Source organism: Streptomyces antnestii, from assembly GCF_004005495.1.
GTDB classification, from domain to species: Bacteria; Actinomycetota; Actinomycetes; order Streptomycetales; family Streptomycetaceae; genus Streptomyces; species Streptomyces antnestii.
On the sequence record NZ_RZYA01000001.1, the window covers coordinates 665,642 to 687,418 of the forward strand.

At 69.4% G+C, this 21,777-nt stretch carries 19 protein-coding genes; 5 read left to right on the forward strand and 14 right to left on the reverse strand.

Annotated elements, in window-relative coordinates; genetic code table 11:
- Window positions 1–64 precede the first annotated feature (64 nt).
- The 3 genes from EOT10_RS02810 to EOT10_RS02820 are packed head-to-tail and all read left to right on the forward strand — an operon-like array spanning window position 65 to window position 2,026.
- Window positions 65–727, forward strand: a complete 663-nt coding sequence (locus EOT10_RS02810) for a hydrolase (RefSeq protein WP_127826400.1) — start codon at window positions 65–67, stop codon at window positions 725–727.
- 56 nt (window positions 728–783) lie between these two features.
- Entirely contained in the window at window positions 784–1,308 is a 525-nt protein-coding gene (locus EOT10_RS02815) for a DoxX family protein (protein ID WP_127826401.1), read from the forward strand.
- Complete coding sequence (locus EOT10_RS02820) at window positions 1,289–2,026, forward strand: YoaK family protein (RefSeq protein ID WP_127826402.1); 738 nt, start codon at window positions 1,289–1,291, stop codon at window positions 2,024–2,026. Before EOT10_RS02815 ends, EOT10_RS02820 begins: the two co-directional genes overlap by 20 nt.
- A 193-nt stretch (window positions 2,027–2,219) precedes the next feature.
- On the opposite strand, the gene EOT10_RS02825 is transcribed toward EOT10_RS02820, so the two are convergent.
- The 9 genes from EOT10_RS02825 to EOT10_RS02865 form a co-directional block, all read right to left on the reverse strand.
- Window positions 2,220–3,194 (reverse strand): AraC-like ligand-binding domain-containing protein, encoded by a 975-nt coding sequence (locus EOT10_RS02825; RefSeq protein ID WP_127826403.1) that lies wholly within the window; start codon window positions 3,192–3,194, stop codon window positions 2,220–2,222.
- A gap of 162 nt (window positions 3,195–3,356) precedes the next feature.
- Window positions 3,357–4,172, reverse strand: coding sequence for a carbohydrate ABC transporter permease (locus tag EOT10_RS02830; RefSeq protein ID WP_127826404.1), 816 nt, complete (start codon window positions 4,170–4,172; stop codon window positions 3,357–3,359).
- Window positions 4,169–5,098, reverse strand: a complete 930-nt coding sequence (locus tag EOT10_RS02835; RefSeq protein ID WP_127826405.1) for a carbohydrate ABC transporter permease — start codon at window positions 5,096–5,098, stop codon at window positions 4,169–4,171. The genes EOT10_RS02830 and EOT10_RS02835 overlap by 4 nt, the downstream gene beginning before the upstream one ends.
- The gene (locus EOT10_RS02840) at window positions 5,070–6,323 is read right to left on the reverse strand and encodes a sugar ABC transporter substrate-binding protein (protein WP_127826406.1); all 1,254 of its coding nucleotides are present in this window, start codon (window positions 6,321–6,323) and stop codon (window positions 5,070–5,072) included. Before EOT10_RS02840 ends, EOT10_RS02835 begins: the two co-directional genes overlap by 29 nt.
- Before the next feature lie 135 nt (window positions 6,324–6,458).
- Window positions 6,459–7,223 (reverse strand): alpha/beta hydrolase, encoded by a 765-nt coding sequence (locus tag EOT10_RS02845; protein ID WP_223280718.1) that lies wholly within the window; start codon window positions 7,221–7,223, stop codon window positions 6,459–6,461.
- Window positions 7,224–7,314: 91 nt separating this feature from the next.
- A complete protein-coding gene (locus EOT10_RS02850; RefSeq protein WP_127826407.1) occupies window positions 7,315–10,062 on the reverse strand; it encodes a helix-turn-helix transcriptional regulator in 2,748 nt (915 codons plus the stop codon).
- Between the two features lie 593 nt (window positions 10,063–10,655).
- Complete coding sequence (locus tag EOT10_RS02855; protein WP_431313255.1) at window positions 10,656–11,837, reverse strand: MFS transporter; 1,182 nt, start codon at window positions 11,835–11,837, stop codon at window positions 10,656–10,658.
- A 266-nt stretch (window positions 11,838–12,103) separates the two neighbouring features.
- Window positions 12,104–12,445, reverse strand: coding sequence for a GNAT family N-acetyltransferase (locus EOT10_RS02860; protein ID WP_127826409.1), 342 nt, complete (start codon window positions 12,443–12,445; stop codon window positions 12,104–12,106).
- Window positions 12,446–12,455: 10 nt separating this feature from the next.
- Window positions 12,456–13,436: a pirin family protein gene (locus EOT10_RS02865; RefSeq protein ID WP_127826410.1), complete on the reverse strand. Its 981-nt coding sequence runs from the start codon at window positions 13,434–13,436 to the stop codon at window positions 12,456–12,458.
- Between the two features lie 124 nt (window positions 13,437–13,560).
- On the opposite strand from EOT10_RS02865, the gene EOT10_RS02870 reads away from it, so the two are divergent.
- Window positions 13,561–14,043, forward strand: coding sequence for a carboxymuconolactone decarboxylase family protein (locus EOT10_RS02870; protein WP_127826411.1), 483 nt, complete (start codon window positions 13,561–13,563; stop codon window positions 14,041–14,043).
- A gap of 27 nt (window positions 14,044–14,070) precedes the next feature.
- Here the strand turns inward: EOT10_RS02870 and EOT10_RS02875 are convergent, their stop codons facing one another.
- Window positions 14,071–14,796, reverse strand: coding sequence for an alpha/beta fold hydrolase (locus EOT10_RS02875; protein ID WP_127826412.1), 726 nt, complete (start codon window positions 14,794–14,796; stop codon window positions 14,071–14,073).
- Window positions 14,797–15,147: 351 nt separating this feature from the next.
- On the opposite strand from EOT10_RS02875, the gene EOT10_RS02880 reads away from it, so the two are divergent.
- A complete protein-coding gene (locus EOT10_RS02880; RefSeq protein WP_127826413.1) occupies window positions 15,148–15,984 on the forward strand; it encodes an alpha/beta fold hydrolase in 837 nt (278 codons plus the stop codon).
- A gap of 437 nt (window positions 15,985–16,421) precedes the next feature.
- Here EOT10_RS02880 and EOT10_RS02885 read toward each other — a convergent pair whose 3' ends face one another.
- The 4 genes from EOT10_RS02885 to EOT10_RS02900 all read right to left on the reverse strand — a co-directional run bounded on the left by EOT10_RS02885 (window position 16,422) and on the right by EOT10_RS02900 (window position 21,771).
- A complete protein-coding gene (locus tag EOT10_RS02885) occupies window positions 16,422–17,624 on the reverse strand; it encodes a cytochrome P450 family protein (RefSeq protein ID WP_127826414.1) in 1,203 nt (400 codons plus the stop codon).
- A gap of 209 nt (window positions 17,625–17,833) precedes the next feature.
- Window positions 17,834–19,396, reverse strand: a complete 1,563-nt coding sequence (locus tag EOT10_RS02890; RefSeq protein ID WP_127826415.1) for an ABC transporter substrate-binding protein — start codon at window positions 19,394–19,396, stop codon at window positions 17,834–17,836.
- A gap of 69 nt (window positions 19,397–19,465) precedes the next feature.
- Window positions 19,466–20,701, reverse strand: coding sequence for a M24 family metallopeptidase (locus EOT10_RS02895; RefSeq protein WP_127826416.1), 1,236 nt, complete (start codon window positions 20,699–20,701; stop codon window positions 19,466–19,468).
- Window positions 20,698–21,771 (reverse strand): sugar phosphate isomerase/epimerase family protein, encoded by a 1,074-nt coding sequence (locus EOT10_RS02900; RefSeq protein WP_189491009.1) that lies wholly within the window; start codon window positions 21,769–21,771, stop codon window positions 20,698–20,700. The genes EOT10_RS02895 and EOT10_RS02900 overlap by 4 nt, the downstream gene beginning before the upstream one ends.
- Window positions 21,772–21,777 lie beyond the last annotated feature (6 nt).

Sequence of the window (21,777 nt, forward strand, 5' to 3'; positions counted from 1 at the left end):
CTCGCGGTTGCGCTCGACAGCGGACGCCGTCCGCGATCACCACACACATGGAAAGGCCACTGTCATGGTCAACGTCTCCGAGGTCACCGCGGCCCCCAGCCCCGACCTGCTCACCCCGGACAACTGCGCGGTGCTGTTCATCGACCACCAGCCGCAGATGTTCTTCGGCACCGGCAGCGGCGACCGCACCGCGATCATCAACTCGGCCGTTGGCCTGGCGAAGGCCGCCAGGGCGTTCGACGTGCCGGTCGTGCTGAGCACCGTGGCCGCAGAGTCCTTCTCCGGCCCGATCATGCCGCAGCTGTCCGAGGTCTTCCCCGGCCAGAAGACCATCGACCGCACCACGATGAACGCCTGGGAGGACGTCGACTTCGTCGAGGCGGTCAAGGCCACGGGCCGTAAGAAGCTGGTCATCGCCGGCCTGTGGACCGAGGTCTGTGTGGTCCTGCCCGTGCTCTCCGCCCTCGCCCAGGGCTACGAGGTCTACGTGGTCACCGACGCGTCCGGCGGCGTCAGCCCGCAGGCCCACGAGCACGCCATCCAGCGGATGGTCCAGGGCGGAGCGGTTCCGGTGACCTGGGTGCAGGTGCTGCTGGAACTCCAGCGCGACTGGGCCCGCGGCGAGACCTACATGTCGGTCATGGACGTGGTGAAGGACCACGCCGGCGCCTACGGCCTCGGCGTGGTCTACGCGCAGGCCGTCATCGGGGCCCACGCCGCCGGCTGACCCGCGCACCTTCGCAGAGCGGTCAGGGACAGAGTGTCAGGAACAGGCAGGAGAAGATGAACGCTGGACTGCTGGTCCTCCGGCTGGTGACGGGGCTCCTCGTCGCCGGACACGGAGTTCAGAAGGTGAGCTTCCGGCTGGGAGGCCACGGCTTGGCGGGCGGGACCGAGGAGTTCCGCCACGACGGGTTCCGCGGCGGCCGGCTGACGGCCGTCGTCGCGGGTGCCAGCCAGATCGGTGCCGGTCTGTTCCTGACCGCCGGACTGCTCACGCCCCTGGCCGCGATGGCGGCCATGGGAGTGATGACGGTCGCGGGCACCGTCAAACGGCCCAAGGGCCTGTGGGTGCAGAACGACGGCTACGAATACCCGATGGTCCTCGTCGTCGTCTCCGCGGCGCTGGCCCTCACCGGGCCCGGCCGCTGGTCGCTCGACCAGGTGCTGGGTATCACGCCCTGGCCGCTGTGGGTCGTCCTCCCCGCGATCGTGGCCGGCCCGGCGAGCGGACTGCTCACCCGCGTCGTACTGCACCGTCCGCCCACCGCAACGGGAAGGAAGCGGTATGCGCAGGCTGCTGAATGACGCGGTACGCACACTTGTACCGACCGGAGAGGACCGCCACGGCCCGCTGCCTCCCCTGATGCTGACGCTCACGGTGGTCACCGGTCTGGTCGACGCGGTGAGCTATCTGGCGCTCGGGCACGTCTTCGTCGCCAACATGACCGGCAACGTGGTGTTCCTGGGGTTTGCGCTGGTCGGCGCCGCGAACCTCTCCGCGCTCGCCTCCGTCGTCGCGCTGGCGGCGTTCCTCCTCGGTGCGCTCAGCGGAGGCAGGCTCGGCACCCGGTTCGCGACGCACCGCGGAAACCTGCTGAAAACGGCCACCGCCGTGCAGGCGGTCCTGGTCGCCGTCACCGTGGCCGCCGCCATGGTCACCGACGGACGGGTCACCACCGGGGTCCAGTACACCCTGATCGTGTTCCTCGGGCTCGGCATGGGTTTGCAGAACGCGGTCGCCCGACGCCTCGGCGTCCCGGACCTCACCACGACCGTACTGACCCTGACCCTGACCGGTCTGGCCGCGGACTCCACCCCTGCCGGCGGCGCGGCGCCACGGCCCGGCCGCCGGATCCTGTCCGTGCTGGCGATGCTCCTCGGCGCCTTCGCCGGAGCCCAACTGGTGCTGCACGGCCACCTCGTGCTCACCCTCAGCCTGGTCCTGCTGCTCCTCACCCTTGTCTCCGTGACCACCCACCATCTCTCGTCCGCCGACCCGGACTGGACCCGGTCACCGTCCTGAGACCGGGACCGCTCGTGGGAGAAGGCCTCGCGCAGGGCGTCGCGCGCCTCGCCGGGCTTCTCCCCCCGAGTAGTGGCTGCACTCGGCGAACAGCCGGTCGGGGTGGGTCTCCTGGAAGTCCGCCGCCACCCCGGCTGGTACCGGCACGGCTCTCCATGAGCCGCTCCGCGTGAATCGTTCCGCCGGGAAATCGTCACTCAGCCGTGCGCCGTTCACCGGACAGGCCGTGACTCTGCCAGTCGCGAGGCGCTATCCCATATGCGGCACGGAACACACGGCTGAAATGACTGGGGCTCACGAAACCCCAGCGTCGGGCGACGGTCGCCACCCCGAGTCCCAGAGCCGGGGACCGCAGAAGATCCCGACGGCACCGCTCCAGTCGCTCCGCCCGGATCCACTCCCCGACGGTGGTTCCCTCCGACTGGAACAACTTGTGCAGGTAGCGCACCGAAATGAAGTGGGCGGCGGCGATCGCGGTGGGTGACAGGTCCGGGTCGGCGAGGTTCTGCACGATGTGGTCCTTCACCCGCACCATCATGGCCGCGGCGGTCTCAGGAGCCTGAGGCCTGAATCGGCCGCGCCGCTCGTTGATGAACACTGCCAGCAGGTCGAGCCCGGTGGCGAGGAACTGACGGCCGACGAAGTCGTCGAAGCCCGCTGCTTCGCGCGCCATGCGCGCGAAATAGGCAGCCACCAGTGCGCCACTTCCGTCACGGCCCGAGAACGCTCTCGCAGTCGACGCGTGCAGGTCCTCGTCCCGCACGCGAAGCTCCTTGCGAGGGAATTGGAAGGAGGTGAAGCAGAACTCGCCCTCAACTTTCTTTCTGAACGCGCGAGACGAATCAGAAACGGAGAAATCCCCCGGCTCTATGAGGCTCTCCCTGCCGTCCTGCTCCTTGACGGCGCTGCCTCTGCGCTGAAGCGTGAGGATGAGGTATTCCTTCCCGTCCCGGGCTATCAGGCGCTTGCTGCGTGTCACCTCTTGAGAGCCGGCCCGGACGTCCGACACCTGGGTGGCACCCAATCGGTAGGTGACGATTCTTCCTGGCGACGGATCTTCCTCCAGGATATTGACATCGAGCGGTACGAACGTCTGGGACACCGCTTCGTGCCAGCGCGCTCTCCGGTCGGCTGCCGACAGTTCCGCGGTGGAAAGGACGACGGACATCAGGCCCCCCTTGACATCGTGATCGACAGGCGGTTCGGATCCGGTCACCGGACAGCCCGATCACCGAAGACCCGGTGTGCCTGCCAGAACACCGTGCCAGCAGGCCTGGGCCGGCACATCGCGTGAATCCGCTAGATCGAGGCCGCCGGACCGAGATGCCCCTCACTTGATGGCGCCGCCGGTGGCACCGGCGGAGATGTGGCGCTGAGCGACGACGAGCAGTACGGCGGCGGGGACGGACGCCATGACCGTGGTGGCCATGATGGCGTTCCACTGGTCGGTGTGGGCACCGATGTACTGGTAGATGCCCAGGGAGATCGGCCGAACGGTCTCCGTGGTGGTGAGCGTGAGGGCGAAGAGGAAGTCGCTCCAGGCGAAGAGGAAGGTGAACACGGCGGCGGTGATCAACGCGTTCCTGCTCACCGGGAGCACCACGGAGCAGAAGACGCGCAGCCTCCCGGCACCGTCCACGCGCGCGGCCTCGATGATCTCCCTGGGGATGCCCTGCATGAACGAACGCAGGATGATGACCGCGAAAGGGACCCCCGCGGTGGAGTCGGCGAGGATCAGCCCGACGTAGGAGTTCAGGAGTCCCAGGTCGCTGTAGGCGCTGTAGAGCGCGTTGGCCACGACGATGCCCGGCACCATCTGTGTGATCAGGATGCCGAGGAGCACGAGGTTGGTCCCGCGGATGCGGAACTGGGCCAGCGCGTAGGCCGCCGGCGCCGCGAGCCCGAGGCTGAGAGCGACGCTGCCGAGGGCTACGACGAGGCTGGTGACGAGGTTGCGTCCCTGATCGCGCAGTGCGGTGGCGTAACCGCTGAAGTCCGGGTGGAAGGGGAGCCAGTCCCCCCGCAGGGTGTTTCCCGTCGGCTGGAGGGATGCGTTCACCATCCAGTAGACGGGAAACAGCATCAGCGCGAGCAGGACGATCCCGACGATGGTGGACAGCCGGCCACGGCCCGGTGCGCGCTTCAAGGGATCGCCTCTTCGGCGTTCCGGGCGCGACGGTTGGCGCGCAGATAGACGAGGGCGAAGGCGAGAGAGATGACGACGAGTACGTTGCTCATCGCGGCACCGCGCCCGAACTCGAACTGCTGGAAGGACAGTTCGTAGGACCGGGTGGCGAGGGTCTCCGTGGCGTTTGCCGGTCCTCCGCCTGTCACCACCAGGATGACGTCCAGCACTTTGAGGGTGTAGACCACGCCCAGCACCAGCACGACGCTCACCACAGGCCGCAGCAGCGGCCAGGTGACATGGCGGAACGACGTCACCGGGCCGGCGCCGTCCAGCTTCGCCGCCTCGTACAGGTGCGTGGGGATCTCCTGGAGACCGCCGTAGAGGATCGCGGTGTTGAAGGGGATCCCGATCCAGATGTTGATCAGGATCACCGACACCAGTGCCTGTGAGGTGCCGGTGAGCCAGGGGATGCCGGACGAGGAGAGGTGGAGGGCGCGCAGCACCGCGTTGACGACTCCCGTGTCGGGGTCGAGCATCCACCTCCATGTCGCTCCGGAGACGACCAGCGGCAGCAGCCATGGCAGCAGCAGGAGCGATCGAAGAACACCGCCGAGCGGGAAGCGGCGCTGGAAGAAGAGGGCGAAGCCCAGACCGAGGACGAACTGCCCGCATATCGAGCCGGCGGTGAACAGGAGCGTCGTCAGCAGGGACTTGGCGAACAGGTCCGAGGCCAGGATCTCCGCATAGTTCTGCCGTCCCACGAACGGCGCGGCGCCCGTGTAGAACGTCGTGGGCGTGTACTGCTGGAAGCTCATCACGACGTTCTTGACGATCGGGTAGCCGAAGAACAGCAGCAGGTATGCCGCGGCCGGCCCGAGGAACATCCACTGGGCCAGCCGCTCCCACGAGCGCGGGTCAGTTGCTGGTCGCGGTCCGCTGCGCATGTCTGAGGGCTTCCTCCGGCGTCTGCTCGCCCGTCAGCGCGGACTGGATCGCGGTGTATATGCCGGTCGCCGCCTTGGGCCACCTGACGCCGAGTTCGCCGGTACGGGCCCTTGCCGCTTCCACATTCTTGGCGAAGGCGGCGATCGACGGGACCTGTTCGGCGTACTGTGCGGCCACCGCCGGGCGGGAGGGCACGGTGAAGTGCTGTTCGGCCAGGGTGAGCATGGTCGAGGAGCTGTTCAGGCAGGCGAGTACCTGAGCGGCCTTCTGCTGCCGGGCCTTGGAAGCGCTCTGCGGGATCGTCCACACCTCACCGCCGAGCGGTGTGACCGGAGTCTGCCCCGCCCGGGGGACGGGGATGGGGGCCACTCCCCAGTGCAGGTTCTTGTCCTTGTCCAGGGCGGGGATCCGCCAGGGGCCGTTGATCATCATGGCCGTCCTGCCGGCGACGAACTGATCGTGCACGTCGGCCTGTGTCCAGTTCAGCACCGACTTCGACATGGACCCGCTCTTCACCAGGTCGACCCACAGCTGAAGTGCCTGCGCCGCCTGCGGGGTGTCCAGATGCTTCTCGTCCCCGCCGTTGGACCACAGGAAGGGCAGGAACTGCCAGGTGCCCTCGAAGGTGGCGTTCGCGTCGACCGCCATGCCGTAGCGTCCGGGACGGGTCAGCCTGGCCGCGGCCGCCTTCAGCTCGTCCCAGGTCCTCGGTACGGCGACACCGGCCTTGGCGAGCATGTCCTTGTTGTAGAAGAGGGCGATCGTGCTGACGTAGGGGGCCAGTCCGTACACCTTCCCCTTGTAGGTGCCCGCCGACAGGATGCCCTTGGCGTAGCCGCCGGAGTCGATGCCGTACCGGCCCAGCGGTGTCAGCGCGCCGGTCTGCGCGATCTGCTGGAGGTCGGGGTTGTCGAGCATCAGCAGGTCGGGAAGAGTCCGGGACGACGCCCGCTGAAGGACCTTGGGGACGAGGGACGCCCCTGGAACGCTCGTCTGCTCGACCATCACACCGGCGCGCTTGCCGCAGGAGGTGAGTATCTCGCCCCATTGGGAGTGTTCGGGTTCGTCGGTGTAGTAGTCGAGCGCGGTGATGGAGGCGACCTTGCCCGGGGCGGACTCGGCACCGGTTCCGCCGCCGCACCCGGTGGCGGCGACTATCAGGGCGATGGTTCCGGTCAGGAGTGCGGCGATCCGCCGCGCCGGCGGTCTGGCCGGTGAGATCATGCTGGTGCCTTTACCGAGTGACGTGAGGTCTGTGGGCGGGGTCGGTGCCGCGAGGTGAGTGGACTACCGGGGTGCCGTCAAGGTGGTCCATACCTCCAACTTCTGTTCGAACGCATTTTATAGGGCTTCACCTGCTCAAAAGGTCCGTCGAAGCGCGTCGCCGTCGCCGCGACCATCGCCCCGCTCGGCGGCTTCCCGGATCATCGCCACGACGGCGGCGGGCTGCGACAGCACCACGGCGTGCGAGCCGTCCAGCAGGTATTCGGTGGCCGCCATGCGCTGCGCCATGAAGCGCTGAGCGGTGGGGTTGAGCATTCGGTCGGCGGTCGCGATGGCGTACCAGGACGGCTTGGATGCCCATGCCGGCGCGCCCGATCTTGAGGTCAACGCGCGCTGGGCGATCGGGCGTTGCGCCACGGACATCGCATTCTTCACGCGTGGCGGCAGGTCGGCGGCGTACACCTGCGGGAAACGTTCCCTGCGGATGTAGAGCTCGCTGTCCGGGCCGCCGGGAACCTGGGTGGGGAGGGCGGCGGTGATGGTCGCGTCGGCCACCGGCGCGGGGGCGAAGCGGTGCGTGATGTCCAGGACGCTCTCGCCCGTGTCGAGGCCGAACCCCGCGACGTAGCACAGCGCCACGACGTTGTCGGCGTCGGTGGCGGCGTGCGTGATGACCGCGCCGCCGTAGCCGTGGCCGACCAGCACGACGGGGACATCGATGTCCCGCACCACGCTGCCGATGTGGGCGGCGTCCTGCGCCAGGCCGCGCAGCGGGTTCGCCGGGGCGCGCACGGTCAGTCCGGCGGTGTGAAGGATGCTGATGACCTCCGCCCAGGACGAGGCATCGGTGAACGCCCCGTGCACCAGCACGATGGTGGGCGGAGGGGGGACAAGTGGCATGGCGGTGCCTCCGATCGAGTCCGGTTTCCCAGCCAAGTGGGTTCGGGTACGGCAGGCATCGCGCGAACGTACCAATCACCCATGGCTCCGCTCAGTTGTCGGGCAAGGCCATGACCAGGTTGGCCAACTGAACCCGGGAGTTGACCGACAGCTTGCGGAAGACCGAGGTCAGGTGAGTGTTGACCGTGTGCGGGGAGACGACGAGCACGTCGGCGGCCGACCGGTTGGTGTGGCCCTCGGCGATCAGACGCGCGACCTTCTTCTCCGAGGCCGTGAGGGCCCCCCATCCCTGGACGGGACGCTGCGTGGCCGCGGCCCTGCGGCTGCCGGCCCCCGCACCGTCCATATCCCGCTGTAGGCGCGCCGCCGCGGCGTGGGCGCCCGACTCGGCGAACGTGCCATGGGCCTGAGCCAGGGCGGCCACCGCCTGAGGTCTGCGTCCCGCCGCCAGGAGTGCCTGTCCGAGATCGGCGCAGGCGGCGGCCCGGACCAGCCGGCGAGGGCTTGCCCTGAGGAGTTCCACGGAGTGTTCGAGCATGGCGAGATCGTTTTTCACGAGCCCGAGGGCATGTGCCGCGACGCCCGTGGCGGTCGGCACGGCAGGATTGCGCGCGGCGAGGGCCCCGGCCTGTGCTGCCAGGTCCTCGGCGAGCTCGTGCTCGGCGCCGCGCAGGGCCATCCGTATCGCGGCGTCGACCCAGTCGCGCAACAGCCGCCAACGCATGAAAGACCCTTCCTGCTGTACCTGTCGGATCTTGTCGACGGCAAGCCCGATGTCCCCGTCGGCCTCTGCGTGGACGGCCTCCAGGAAGCGCACCGCGGCCGTGTTGCCCGGGTTCGGTTTGACCACCAGTCTTTCCCGCGCCGCGAGCAGGTGCTCCCGCGCCGCTTCCAGGTCGCCGCGCAGCAGGGCGATCCGGGAGCGGATCACGCGACCGTTCACCTGCTGGACGGGCGTTTGTACGTCGTCTTCCAGGCGCTCCATGGTCGCGAAGTCGGCGTCGGCGTCATCGAGCCGGCCGAGTCCCAGGTCGTACTGGCCCTGCGCCCACAGCATCATCGCCTGACGCACCGACCCGGTGTTGTCCGCTGCCTGCAGGAGGAGTCGTTCACCGGACGCGAAGTCGTCCACGTGCAGGTGCGCGACGATCTCTTCCGGAAGGAAAGCGGAATCGAGGGCGCTGAGCGCGGCAAAGCGCTCCAGCGCGACCGCGTTGTCACCCGCGTTCTGCGCGATCTCGCCGAGCCCGGACAGGGCCAGGACGTGCGCCTCCCGGTCACCGGTCGCGGTGGCGGCCCGCAGCGCGGTCTCACCGGCCTCACGCGCCGCGACAAGATCACGCCCCCGGGACAGGGCCAGCGCCCGCAGGGCGGCCAGCCTCGCCGCGATCTCCGGGGCCGCGCCCCCGATTCCGAGGGCGGATTCGGTCCGGCGACGCAGTTCCTCGGCGAGATCCAGGTTCCACAGCGTCCCTCCGAGGGCGGCCTGCAACCGGCTGAACACCTCCAGCGGCGGCCGGGAGGCCAGCAGCCGGTCGCCGATGGACAGCGCCTCTCGGCTCCTGCCGGCCCGGGTCAGGACGAGGATCGCCTGCTCACCCGCCTCGAACCTCAGCGGCCCTGCGGACGGCGCCAGTTCCAGGGCGCGCGTCATGAGGTCGGCCGCGAGGCCGGGCGTGACCGGCAGCACGTCCTCAGCGGCTCGCCGCAGCAGCGCCACGCACTCCTTGTCTCCGGGCAGGGCGCCCCTGAGGATGTGCGGCACCGCGTCGATCGGCCGGCGGCCCGCGGAGACGAGCTGGCCGGCGGCCTCGCGGTGCAGAGCCTTCCGGGCTGACGGCGGGATGTCGACGTAGACGGCCTGGCGCAGCAGATCATGCCGGAAGACCAGATCGTCGCCGTCGTCGTCCAGAAGCCCGGCGCGGATCGCCTCCTCGAGCGCAGGGATCAGCGTGGCGGGCGGTTCGCCGTACAGCGCGGCCGCGTCATGGAAGCCGAACCTGCGCCCCAGCACGGCTCCCATCTGAAGGAAGCGCAGGGTGCTGGGCTGCAGGGATCTGAGTCTGCCCCGCACACCCACCACGACTGTGGAGGGCAGCGGATCACCCGAGGCCTCCGCGGTACCCAGTCCCGCGAGCATCTCGACCGCGAGGAACGGGTTGCCTCCAGCCCCGTCGAGCAGGTCCCGGACCCGCTCGTCGACGGCTGCCCCCAGGGTGTCGTCGGCGAGTTGACCGATGGCCGCGCCGGACAGCGGCTTCAAGGACACAGTGACCGTCGGGAGTGTGCCGGCCGCGGCTGTGACGATCTCTTCCGACGGTCCCGTGGGATCCGGTCGCCCGGCCAGCATCCACAGGACCGGCGAGGTGCGCAGGCGTGCCGGAAGCTGCTTCAGGGCGAACCGGCTCAGCGGGTCGGCCCACTGCACATCGTCCAGGGCGATCAGCACGGGCGCACCGTCGGCCCTGGCTTCGATCGCCTCCGCGAGGCGCTCCACCAGCCAGATCCGCTGATCCTGATTCCGCGCCAGATCGGCGAAGGCGCCGCCGGACAGCAGTGGTTGATCTCCGTGCAGGACGCTGGCCGCAAGCGACGACAGCGGCACGATGTGATGCAGCTCGTCGGCCTTGCCGAGTCCGACCGAGAACCCTGCCGCCCTGGCCCGGGATACGGCCTCGGTGAGCAGCGTGGTCTTGCCGATGCCGGGCTCCCCTTGGAGCAGGGCCAAGGCGCCGCTTCCGGTGCGGGCCACCGAGTCGGTCAGTGTCTGAAGCTGTTCGAGCTCGCCCTCTCGGCCGCGCAGACCGGCACGGGACAGCGAGCCGTTCGACCCCGACACCCATGGCCCCTTCCTGTCCGTACTCGCCTGCCGAAGCCCGGCTCGGCGCACCCCCACGTTGTCCGGTCACGTGGCAACGCAGGAGGGCGCCTTTGGCGTCCCGCAGGTCGCGGCTCCCCAACGAGCCCACCGTGCGTCGCCTCATCGTCGCAGGTCAAGCCCATCGTCTTCGAGTGCTTCGCCGCTGCGGGCGCCCGGTCGTGCTTCTCGCTACAACGGGGAGCACGGCGGAGATCACCCGGCGTCATGCGATCGGTCCCCGCTGGAGTCGCCGTACGCGGTGTGGAAGGGCCGGCTGAAATGGGTCGGACCGCTGAAGCCTCAACGGCGGGCCACGCCGGGGACCGAAGAGCTTGTGGAGGGACTGGACGGACCTGTCGTGCGCAGCCGCGATGGTCTCCGGTTCGGGCTCCGGACCCCCGAGGTGCCTCCACGTAGGCGCGGACTTCCCGGGCCCGCCCGGTGATGAGGGCGGCCACCAGGTCGGTGATGTTGCGGGCCGGTCGGCCAAGCGCTCGGGGGTAGCCACCGACTCGCGGCCGTCTGAGGGACAAGCTGACCGCGAGCTGAGTCCGACCTTTGCGGACCTGGAGTTACAGGCCTGCCGGGCTCGGCTCTGCTTCCGCCCCACTTCGACGTTCGGTGGTCCAGTAGAGGAGGGCGACGAGGGGCAGGGCGGCACCGAGTGCGGTGAGGCCGGTCCAGCCTTCGGCGTGGTAGACGACGGATCCGAGCTGCGATCCGACCGCGCCGCCCACGAAGAACATGGCGATGAAGGCGCTGTTGAGGCGGGCGCGCGCGGCGGGGTCGAGCTGGTAGACGGTGTGCTGGCCGAGGATCAGGGTCGTCTGTACGGCCATGTCGACGACGATCGCGGCCAGGGCGATCAGCACGACGCTGTGTCCGCCGAACCCGGCGAGCGCGAAGGCCAGGGCAACGACCACGAAGGCGATGCCGGTCATGGGGCGGACGAGCCCACGGTCGGCCCAGTGCCCGGCGAACGGGGCGATGGCCGCTCCGGCCGCGCCGACGAGGGCGAACACGCCGACCCCGACGGGGGAGTAGTGGAAGCGGGGGCCGGTCAGGACGAAGGAGACCGTGGTCCAGAAGGCGCTGAAGGCGCCGAACATCGCCGCCTGGTAGAGACCGCGCCGCACCAGCGCAGGGTGCGTGCGCACCAGACGGACGGTGGAGCGCAGCACGTGGTGGTACGGGATGGTCGTGGTCGGCGCGTGCTCCGGCAGGGCCACGCGCAGGGCCACGGCCAGCACGGCCATCAGGGCGGCGGAGCCGAGGAAGACGACGCGCCAGCCGGCGACGTCCGAGACCAGGCTGCTCAGCGTGCGGGAGAGCAGGATGCCGGTGAGCAGCCCGCTCATCACCCGGCCGACGATGCGGCCGCGGGCATGGTCAGGAGCGAGGCCGGCGGCGAACGGCACGAGGATCTGGGCGACGACCGAGGTGGCGCCGCTGACCAGCGAGGCGATCAGCAGCATGGGGAAGCTGGTGGCGAGTCCCGCCGCCACGAGGGCGAGGGTCGTGACCGCCAGCAGAACGGTGACCAGGTTGCGCTTCTCCAGCCGGTCGCCGAGCGGGACCAGGAAGAGCATGCCGATCACGTAGCCGACCTGGGTGAGCGTGATCAGTGCCCCGGCCGCGGCCGTGCTGATGTGGAAGACACCGCTCAGCGAGGACAGGAGGGGCTGGGCGTAGTAGAGGTTGGCGACCGTCATGCCGGAGGCGACGGCCAGGAGCGCGACCAGCCACCCTGGCACGCCGTGCGGGGCCGTCGCGGTCGCGGGCCGACGCGAGGTCCTGAGTTCGGATGATGCGGACATGTGCACCTTCTTGGCGGGGCGAGCCGGGAGACCGGCGCGGGCGGTAGTGCCGTGGATGGCCGGCAGCTTCCTCGATGCCGTCACGCAGGCGTAAGCGTCGGTGCGCCCCGGGTGCTTCCCTGTCCGCGGCGATGGTTCGGGATGTCGCTCATCTCCATCGGAGATGAGCGACATCCCACAGCCCGTACCGCTGGTGCCCCGGGTCAGCGCGCCAGCTCGGCCTCCAGCCATCGCAGGACTTCGGGGGTCACCGGGTCCGCGATGTCGGCGAACTCGTCGTGCTTCCTGAGGAACTTCGCCACGTAAGGGCAGACCGGCACGATGCGTTTCCCGGCGGCACGTGCGTCGGTCAGGGCCTGCTGGACGAGGATCGAAGCCAGGCCCTGACCGGTGAAGGCGTCGTCGATCTCGGTGTGGTAGAAGACGCGCTGGTCATCGTGGTCGCGGTAGGCGGTGAGGCCTGCGGCGCTGCCGTCGACCAGGATTTCGTACCGGTGCCTGGCATCCACACGCTGGACGGTCGGAGCGGCGGCGGGCTGTGTCATCGTGAGCCTTTCAGGGGCGTGTCGGGTTCTTGCGTGGCGTGAGGGTGGCATGTGGAAGGGCGGGCGCGGGAAGGCGGTGGCCGTCGTGACCTTCGACGCTTCCGAAGCGGTCGGACGCGTTTTCCCAGGCTTCCCTGGCGTCGACGATGTCCTCGTGACTGCGGCCGATGAAGTTCCACCACATGACGATCTGCTCCTCGAACGGCGTCCCGCCCAGCAGCACCACCCGGGCGGGGGTGTCCGACTCGTTCGTCAGCGTCAGGGTGTCGTTTCCGGTGCCGAGGTAGCCGAGTTCCGCCGGGACCAGGAGTGTTCCGCCCATGCGGACCTTCCCTTCGTCGACGAGCAGGCCGTGCTCGAAGGCGGCATCCACCGGGAGTGCGGTCGTCGAGCGCGGGTCGAGGACGAGTTCGGCGCCGAGCAAGGGCGTGAACGTCCGGACGGGGGAAGTGTCACCGGCGAGGGATCCCAGGAACACCCTGAGGTCTGCCCCGCCCACCCGAACAGGGTTCGGCACGTGGTGCTGGAAGTCCCGGTGGGTGTTCCGGTGTTGTTCCGGCAGAGCCACCCACAGCTGGACGCCGTGCAGGATCGTGGTGCCGGCGGTGGACACCTCCGAGTGGCTGATGCCGTACCCGCCCGTCATGAGGTTCAGCTCGCCGGGCCGTACGAACGCGTGGCTGCCCAGGCTGTCGCGGTGCTCGATCTCCCCGCTGAACAGCCAGCTCACGGTCTGCAGACCGGTGTGCGGATGGGGAGCGACGTCCATGCCGCCGGTGTCGGCGACGTCGTCGGGTCCGTAGTGGTCGATGAAACACCAGGCGCCGATCAGCGTCCGCGCCCGCTGCGGCAGCGTGCGCCGCACCGTCATGGCTCGTGGCCCGCCCAACGGGACGTCCCGCGGGGTCAGCACGTCGACCTGCGGCGCGGCCTCACCGTGTTCGGCGGCATCGCAGCGCAGTGCGGCCGGATTCGTTTCGACGTTGCTCATCGAAGGCCTTCCCACATCCCAAGGTGATTTTATATTCAACAATCATGCCTGATAGTAAGTCCGTGTCCCCAAACACGCACGGCACGGCGAGCAAGGGCCGGGAGCGGCCTCGAAGGAGCCCAAGTTGATAGACACCACCGCGCAGCCTGTGAATCGGCGGGTCTTGATCGACAAACAGAGCCCCAAGGCCTACCACGCACTGGTCGAGACGGCCGATGCGGTCCGGACGGTCGCTGCCGAGGCGGGGCTGGACCGCCGCCTGGTGGAGCTGATCAACCTCCGTGTGTCACAGATCAACGGCTGCGCCTACTGCCTGAATGTGCACACCAGGGCCGCGCTGCGCGCCGGGGAGACCACTCAGCGTCTGGGCGTGCTGGCTGCCTGGCGCGACACCGAGCTGTTCACGGAGCAGGAGCGTGCGGCTCTCGCCCTGGCGGAGGCGACCACCGAACCCGCTGACGCCGCCGCGCAGGAGAGCGCGTACGACAGCGCTCGCCGGTTCCTCGACGACGACGAGATCTCCGCGGTGATCTGGGTGGCGATCACCATCAACGCGTTCAACCGCGTCTCCGTCCTGAGCAAGCACCGTGTCCGCAGGAACCCTTGACAGCCGGTTCCCGAGATCCGAATCGGCTCAGTGGGCGGTGGCCCGGACGGCCTCCTCGATCAACTCGATGACGCGCTCCGGGTGGGCGAGCATCACCAGGTGCGAGGAGTCGACCTCGACAGTGGTCATGCCGGCACGCGTGTAGCCGTAGCGCTCCACCTCGGGGTTGATGGTGTGGTCGGCCGTGGCGACCAGACCCCAGGAGGGCTTGGTCTTCCACGCCGCCTTCGGCGCCTTCTCCGCGAAGGCCTGTGCGGCCAGGGGGCGTTGGGAGACGGCGAGGACGGCCGCCAGGCCGGGATCGACATCGGCGGCGAAGACGGACGGGAACTTGTCGATCTCGACCGACACGTCGGTGCCGGGAGTGGTGGAGCCCTCGACCGGGAAGGGCGTGTGGACGAGCGCGCCGGCGAGGTCGGAATCCGGGAAGCCGCCCTGCAACTCGCCCAGGCTCTCGCCCTCCTCCAGGGCGTAGCCGGCCAGGTAGACCAGCGCTGTGACGTTGTCCTCCGCACCGGCGACGGTGATGACGGCGCCGCCGTAGGAGTGCCCGACCAGCACGACCGGACCGGGTATCCCACGGACGATCGAGGCGATGTAGGCGGAGTCGCCGAGCAGACTGCGGTTGGGCACTGCCGGAGCCACGACATCCAGGCCGCGGGCGATCAGTTCGGGGATGACGCGGGCGAAGCCGGACGCGTCGGCGAAGGCGCCGTGGACCAGCACGACGGTCGGGCTGCCGGAACGGGACAAGTCACAACTCCCTGTGGATGTCGGCCGAGGTGATCGACCGATGCGGGCCGGGGGCTCGAACAGCACACTAGGGGCCGCCGGCGAGGACGCCTTGTCCGCCGGTGCACCGTCTGTGGTCCGTCCGCGCCTGTGAGCAGTGCGGGCGAGGGACACCTTCGACAGGCCTGCGCGGCAGTGCTCCGGCACTCGGCACTCGTCCTCTTCCCGCTCTTCCTGCCCTTCCTGGCACTTCCAGGCAAGCAGCGATGCACTGAAGGACAACAGGCGGCGAGACGTCCGCCCTAGCGTGACGACATCCCGTGCCGCGCATCCCGCGAACACGCCAGTCACTCCAGAAGAAGGAACGACACCTTGCCGTACATCACCGTGGGCCAGGAGAACTCCACCACCATCGACCTCTACTACGAGGACCACGGCACCGGGCAGCCGGTCGTCCTCATCCACGGCTTCCCGCTCGGCGGCCACTCCTGGGAGCGGCAGAGCGCCGTGCTGCTCGACGCCGGCTACCGCGTGATCACCTACGACCGCCGCGGCTTCGGACAGTCCAGCCAACCGGCCACCGGGTACGACTACGACACCTTCGCGGCCGATCTGAACACCGTGCTGGAGACCCTCGACCTGCGAGACGCCGTCCTGGTCGGCTTCTCCATGGGCACCGGAGAAGTCGCCCGGTACGTGTCCACCTACGGTTCCGCCCGGGTCGCCAAGGTCGCCTTCCTGGCCTCGCTGGAGCCCTGCCTGCTCAAGACCGACGACAACCCCGACGGTGTCGCCCCGAAGGAGTTCTTCGACGGCATCGTCGCGGCCGTCAAGGCGGACCGCTACGCGTACTACACCGACTTCTACAAGGACTTCTACAACCTGGACGAGAACCTCGGCACCAGGATCAGCGAGGAGGCCGTACGCAACAGTTGGAACGTCGCCGCGGGCGGCGGCTTCTTCGCGGCGGCCGCCGCGCCGTCGACCTGGTACACCGACTTCCGCGCCGACATCCCGGCCATCGACGTGCCGGCCCTGATCCTGCACGGTACGGGCGACCGGATCCTGCCCGTCGAGGGGACCGCGCGCCCGTTCCACAAGGCGCTCCCGTCCGCCGACTACGTCGAGATCGAGGGCGCCCCGCACGGCCTGCTGTGGACCCATGCGCAGGAGGTCAACGCGGCACTCCTGACCTTCCTGAGCAAGTGACCTCCCGCCGCAGGCCCGCCCCCGGCGGGCTTGCGGTCAAAACGATGAAGGTCACCACGGGCAGGTGAGTGCCTCGGCGACGGTCGCCGGTGCCGGTGCCGGTGCCGGTGCCGGTGCCGGTGCCGGTGCCGGTGCCGGTGTCCAGGGCCGGGCGTCCATGGCTGGGTCCGACATGATCCGTCGGAAGCGTGGCCTCGGCGCTGCTGACTTCCCGGTGCCGGCGCCCGCCGGCCTGGAGCGCCTTCCAGTAAGTCGGCTCCGCGACCAGGGTCTTGTCGGCGCAGTCGTCGATGCGCGCTCGCTCATCGGCAGGAGGCGCAGCAGCGCCAGGGCGTTGGTCGCGGCGAGGGGCAGGCACGGTTGGAGACAGGCGATCGGGGCCGTGAACCGGGCCGATGCTCAATCGGCAGCCGCAGTGCCATCGCGCAAGCTCGATGTCAGGACTTCCATCGCACCGGCAGCTGACGCGGGCCCCGGATGAGCATGCCGTGGCGCCAGGTCAGGGCGGCCGGGTGGGCGTCGAGTGCGAGGTCGGGGCAGCGCTCCAGCAGGGCACGGATCGCGATCTGAGCCTCCAGGCGGGCGAGTGGCGCGCCGAGGCAGTAGTGGATGCCGTGACCGAAGGCGACATGACCGCCCGCGGCCCGCCGGATGTCGAAGCGGCCGGGGTCGGGGAAGCGCGCCGGGTCGTGGTTCGAGTCCGCCAGAGCCACGAGGACCAGCTCACCACCGCCGGGGATGACCGTGGTGCCGATCTCGACCGGCTCGGTGGTGAACCTGAACGTCGGCGTCTCCACCGGCCCGTCGTAGCGCAGCATCTCCTCCACCGCGCTGTCGATGAGCGTCATGTCCTCGCGCAGTGAGGCGAGTTGATCGGGATGGGTCAGCAGGGCCAATACGCCGTTGGAGATCAGATTGACCGTGGTCTCATGCCCCGCGACAAGCAGCAGCCAGGCGGTACCGCGCAGTTCGTCCGTGGACAGCCGGTCGCCGTCCTCGGCAGTGGTGCGGATCAGGGCGCTCATCAGGTCCTGGCCCGGGGCCAGTCGCTTGCGCTCCAGCAAGTCGACGAGATATGCGGACGCCTCACCCGTCGCCGCCAGCCGCGCCCCCGGGTCGGGGTCGGTGAGGATCGTGCCGGTCCAGGCGCGGAACGCGGCCCGGTCCAGCATCGGCACACCGAGCAGCTCGCAGATCACCGAGATCGGAAGCGGGAACGAGAGTGACTCGACGAGATCGGCCCGCCCTTCCGGAAGCGCCACCATCGCATCGAGCAACTCGTTGGTGATCTGCCGCACCCGCGGCGAGAGCTGTTCGATCCGGCGCGGAGTGAACTCGCGGACGACCAGCTTGCGCAGCCGCTCATGGTCCGGTGGATCGGAGTTGAGCATGTGCGGTCCCGCAGACGGACTGGGGATCGGAAAGGAAGGCGAGGCGTTCTTCCACTGCTTGGACAACCGCGGATCCACCAGCGCGGCCCGGCCGGCCTCGTACCCGACCACGAGCCAGGCCTCCGTACCCTCCGGAATCCGCACCTTGTGCACGGGGCCGCGCTCCCGCAGCGCCGCGTAAACCGGATAGGGATCGCGGACGAAGTCCTCGCCCATCGCGACCAGATCGATCACCTCGGCTGCCGCCATCGCCTGCCCCCCCGTCTCCCGCTTCGCCCGACGCTAGCAGCGGGCGGTGCTTCGGCGAAGGACGCATTCAGCCGAACCGGGCCGGGAAAGACTGGCACCCCGCGCCCGGCGCTCGGCGTTCTCCGCCGCTCGTGACCAGAGGCGGCCAGGCGGACGGCGGCATGCCTGGTCAGCACGCTGACCAGGCATTTCGCTCGTTGCCGCCCCGATTACCGGGCCATCCGCAGGAACCCGACGTTGAAGTCCTGCTGCGTCGGCGAGAACGGGATGTTCCTGACCCGCCCGTCCGACAGGACGGTGATCGCCGGGTAGGCGATGTAGAGCAGGGCGTGATCGGCGAGGATCTTGTTCTGGGCCTTGGTGAAAGCCGCACACGCCTTGCTTGCGGTCGGAGCGGTGTTCCCCTCCTTCAGCCACCGGTCGACCTGCCGGTCGGCGTACCAGGTGTAGTTCGTCGACCCGGCGAAGGCCGAGTTGTACTCACGGTCCAGCTGCGGACCCGCCTCGGGGTAGGAGGCGAAGTCCCACGCGAGCGCGATGTCAGGCATCGTGGACTGCTTGGAGACGCGCGCCGAGTACTGAGGGAACGTCACCGCCTGGAGCTCCGCCTTGAGGCCGATCTTCTTCAGGGAGTCCTGGAGGATGGTGCCGGCCACGTTGAACTCGTCGACGGTCGGCTGGTAGGCGATCGTGACGGTCTTCCCCTCCACGCCGGCCTCGCGGATGAGGGCCTTCGCCCTGCCGAGGTCCTGTTTCGGCTTTCCCGCGTCGGCCCGGCAGGCGATCCCCTCGGGGAGCAGGGAATCCGCGATCTGGCCCTGGCCCCCGAGCGCGCTCGTCAGGTGTCCCTTGTAGTCGTAGGCGAGCTGGACGGCCTCGCGGACCTTGGGGTCGGCCGTGATGCCCCCCTTCATGTTCATCCACCCGTACGTCTCCCGGGGGACGGGCAGCCGCATGAACTTGAAATGGCCGTTCTTCCTGACCTGTTCGACGTCCGCGCCGGAGAGGCCGACCGTCAGGTCGATGTCCCCGGCCAGGAGTTCGTCGCGGCTGCCGCTGCGGTCCTCCTGCATGCGCAGGACGACCGCCTCCGGCCGGCCCTTGTCGAAGGCCCAGTAGTCGGCGGAGCGCTTCAGCCGGATCTCCTGGTTCGCCGTGTAATGGGCCATGGCGAACGGCCCCGACCCCGCCTCGTGCGTGGCCAGCCAGCCCTGGCCGTTGTCGGCGCCCTCGTGTTTCCCGACGAGTTGGGAATCGACGATGTAGAAGCGGCTCAGGGCGCCGACGAAGGTGAGGTCGTGTTCCTTCAGCGTGATGCGCACGTGGTCCGGGTCGACGGCCTCGGCCGACACGTAGTTCGTGAGGAACGCCGCGACGCCCGACCCGATCTTCTTCGCGCGGTCCAGCGTGTACGCCACGTCGCGCGCGGTGAACGGGTTGCCGGAGTGGAAGGCCGCCCCGTCACGGAGGCGGAGCGTCAGATGGGTGGCGTCCGCGTCGAACTTCCAGGAGGTGGCGAGCTGGGGTACCAGCTTGCCGTTCGCGTCGTAGTTGACCAGACGGTCGTACATCGGGGCGAGATTGAAGTCGTTGTGTGCGTCCGACGCCTGGAGCGGGTCGAGTGTCTCGGCGATGTTCGAGGTACCGATGACGATCTGCGACGCGCCTCCCTTCCCCGAGTTCGGTGCCTGCATGTTGCACGAGGCCAGGGCGAGTGTTCCCCCGAGGGCGATCACGCCGGCCTTGAAGGCTCTGGAGAGCGGCCAGTCCATTGGTGTCCCTTCGTCCCTTCGTCAGAGGTTCCTTGATCAGGTGCCGTCGCGTTCCGTCGAGCGCCGGCGTCAGACCACGTTCAGCCGGTTCGGGACGCTGTTCAGCTCCTCGGGACCGTTCGGGGTGAGCAGGACGGTGCCGCCCACGCAGACACGCTGACCGTCGCGCAGTGCGTTCGGTTCGAAGGCGAACGCATGCCCCTCCCGGATCACGAAGTCGCCGTCGAGGGCGTGGCCCGAGGGCAGCTTCTCCAGGTGCTGGAGCGCGGGGTCGACGCCCGGATCGATCCGGGTCGCACCGTTGTAGATCGGCGACACCGTCTGCACCATCGGGCCGGTGTTCCAGGTGCGCGAGCGCCGCAGCGGCTCCTCCATGACCGCCGCCAGCTCGGAGAACCGCAGACCGGGCGTGAGCGCGTCGAGGCCGGCCCGGTAGGACTCCAGGCAGACCTCCTCCAACTCGCGCAGCAGCGGGCTCGGTTCGCCGAACGACACGTCGATCTGCTGCTGCGACTCCTGACCCCCGTAGAAGGCGAAGATCTCGGCGGCGATCGTGTCGCCCTTACGCGGTACGTGCGGTGCGCCGCCCATCTCGAACCACTCGGGGACCGACCACGCGAACATGCTCGCGCCGGCCCGCTCCAGCATGAACGGCCACCGCACCCACCCGCCGCCGGAGATGACGGCGTGGAACGCCGCCGCCGCGATCTCGTGCTCGTTGCCGCCCGCGCGGGCCGTGTCCACGAACGCCTGACACGCCCGCTCACCGAGAGCGGCGGCCTTGCGGAGCAGCACCTGCTCCTCCGGGCTCTTGAGGATCACGAGGGACTCGTACGCGGCGGCGGTGTCGACCCAGCGGACGTCGGGCAGCAGCTCCATGACCCGGGACCAGGTCGTGTACGAGATGGTGCCGGCGGACTCACCGACGAACCTGCCCGTCAGTCCCACGACTCCGAGCCGGCTCCGGTCGAGCCCCCGCTCCCGGAGCACGGCCGCCAGGTTCGCCGGTCCGTCTCCGTGCCTCCAGTCCCCGGCCCAGCGCTCCCACCGGGAACCCTGCGCGTCGAACCGGTCGAGCGGAACGTCCCCGGTGAACACGCTCGGGTCGTCGTTCCGGGTGAGGAGGACGATCGTGCGGCGGGCCTCGTTGGTGAGGTAGGAGTCCGCGTTGTCCCGGCCGGTCCCGAACACGACGATGCCCTCGATCTCGTGCTCCTTGAGCAGGCCGCGCACGGCAGCCCAGCGCCGGTCGCGCTCCTGGAGGCTCAGCGTCGGGTAGGCCGTGTCGGCCGCGATGTCGGTCATGCTGTCCAACTCCTGTCCGGGGTGGGTTCCTGTCCGGCCGTGCGGGCGAGGATCTGCCGAAGGTGCTGTGCGCTGCGGTCGATGAAGGCGAGGGATTCGGGTTCGCCGACCGCGCGGTGGAGCTGCTCCCGGGAGGCTGCCGCGCCGTCCGAGACGCGATCGGCGTAGAGGGTGGTCAGACGGACGACCTCGAAGGCCTCGGCGAGGGTGAGATCGGGATGGCCCTCCTGCCAGACGGGGTCGTAGAGCTGCAGCTCCATCTCGCCGCGGGTGCTCTCGACGATGCCCTCGACCGACAGCATCAGGTCGTGCCCCGCGAGCGGCGCGAGCAGGCGGTCCCAGTCGAGGACGCCCTCGCCCACCGGCACGAGCTGCCGCGCGATTCCGGCCGGGGTGAAGAAGAGGGCCGCGTCGCGGATGTGGGTGGCCCGGATGTAGGGGGCTGCTCGCTCCACGGCCGCGACGGGGTCCTCGCACCGCATCAGCACGTTCGCGGTGTCGAAGGTGATGCCGACGACGTCGGGCCCGACCGCCTCCACCAGGCGCACCAGCTCGAAAGTGGTGATCTCCTCGTGCGTCTCGATGTTGAGGTGCACCCCGAGGTCACGCAGCACGGGCGCGAGCTTGTGCAGAAAGCGCTCGGTGGCGGCGAGTTGCTCGTCCCATCCGACGTCGGTGCGGAAGCGGTCGTAGGCGTACCGGTCCGGCAGACGGAACTGGTAGTTGGCCGTGGCCGTCCACAGTTCGCGGATCCCGGCCGAGGCCGCGACCTCGATCATGCGCCGCATCCCCCGCAGGTAGTCGCCGTCGCCGAGTGCGCGGATCTCGGGCGTCTCGGGGGTGGCGAACGGGTTGACCTTGCCGACCCCCGCCTCGACGCGCTGGCCGAGATCGTGGGCCGCCCGCATCACCTCCTTGACCTCGGCCGGCTCCAGGTCCGGGCTGAGCTCCAGGACGGAACGGAAGTAGACACCTTCGAGCCCGCGGTCCGCGGCACGCTCGAGGACAGCGACCGCCGGGCGGCCGCGCACGACACCGAACTTCGAGCTGTCGACCCCGATACGCAGCATCTCGTC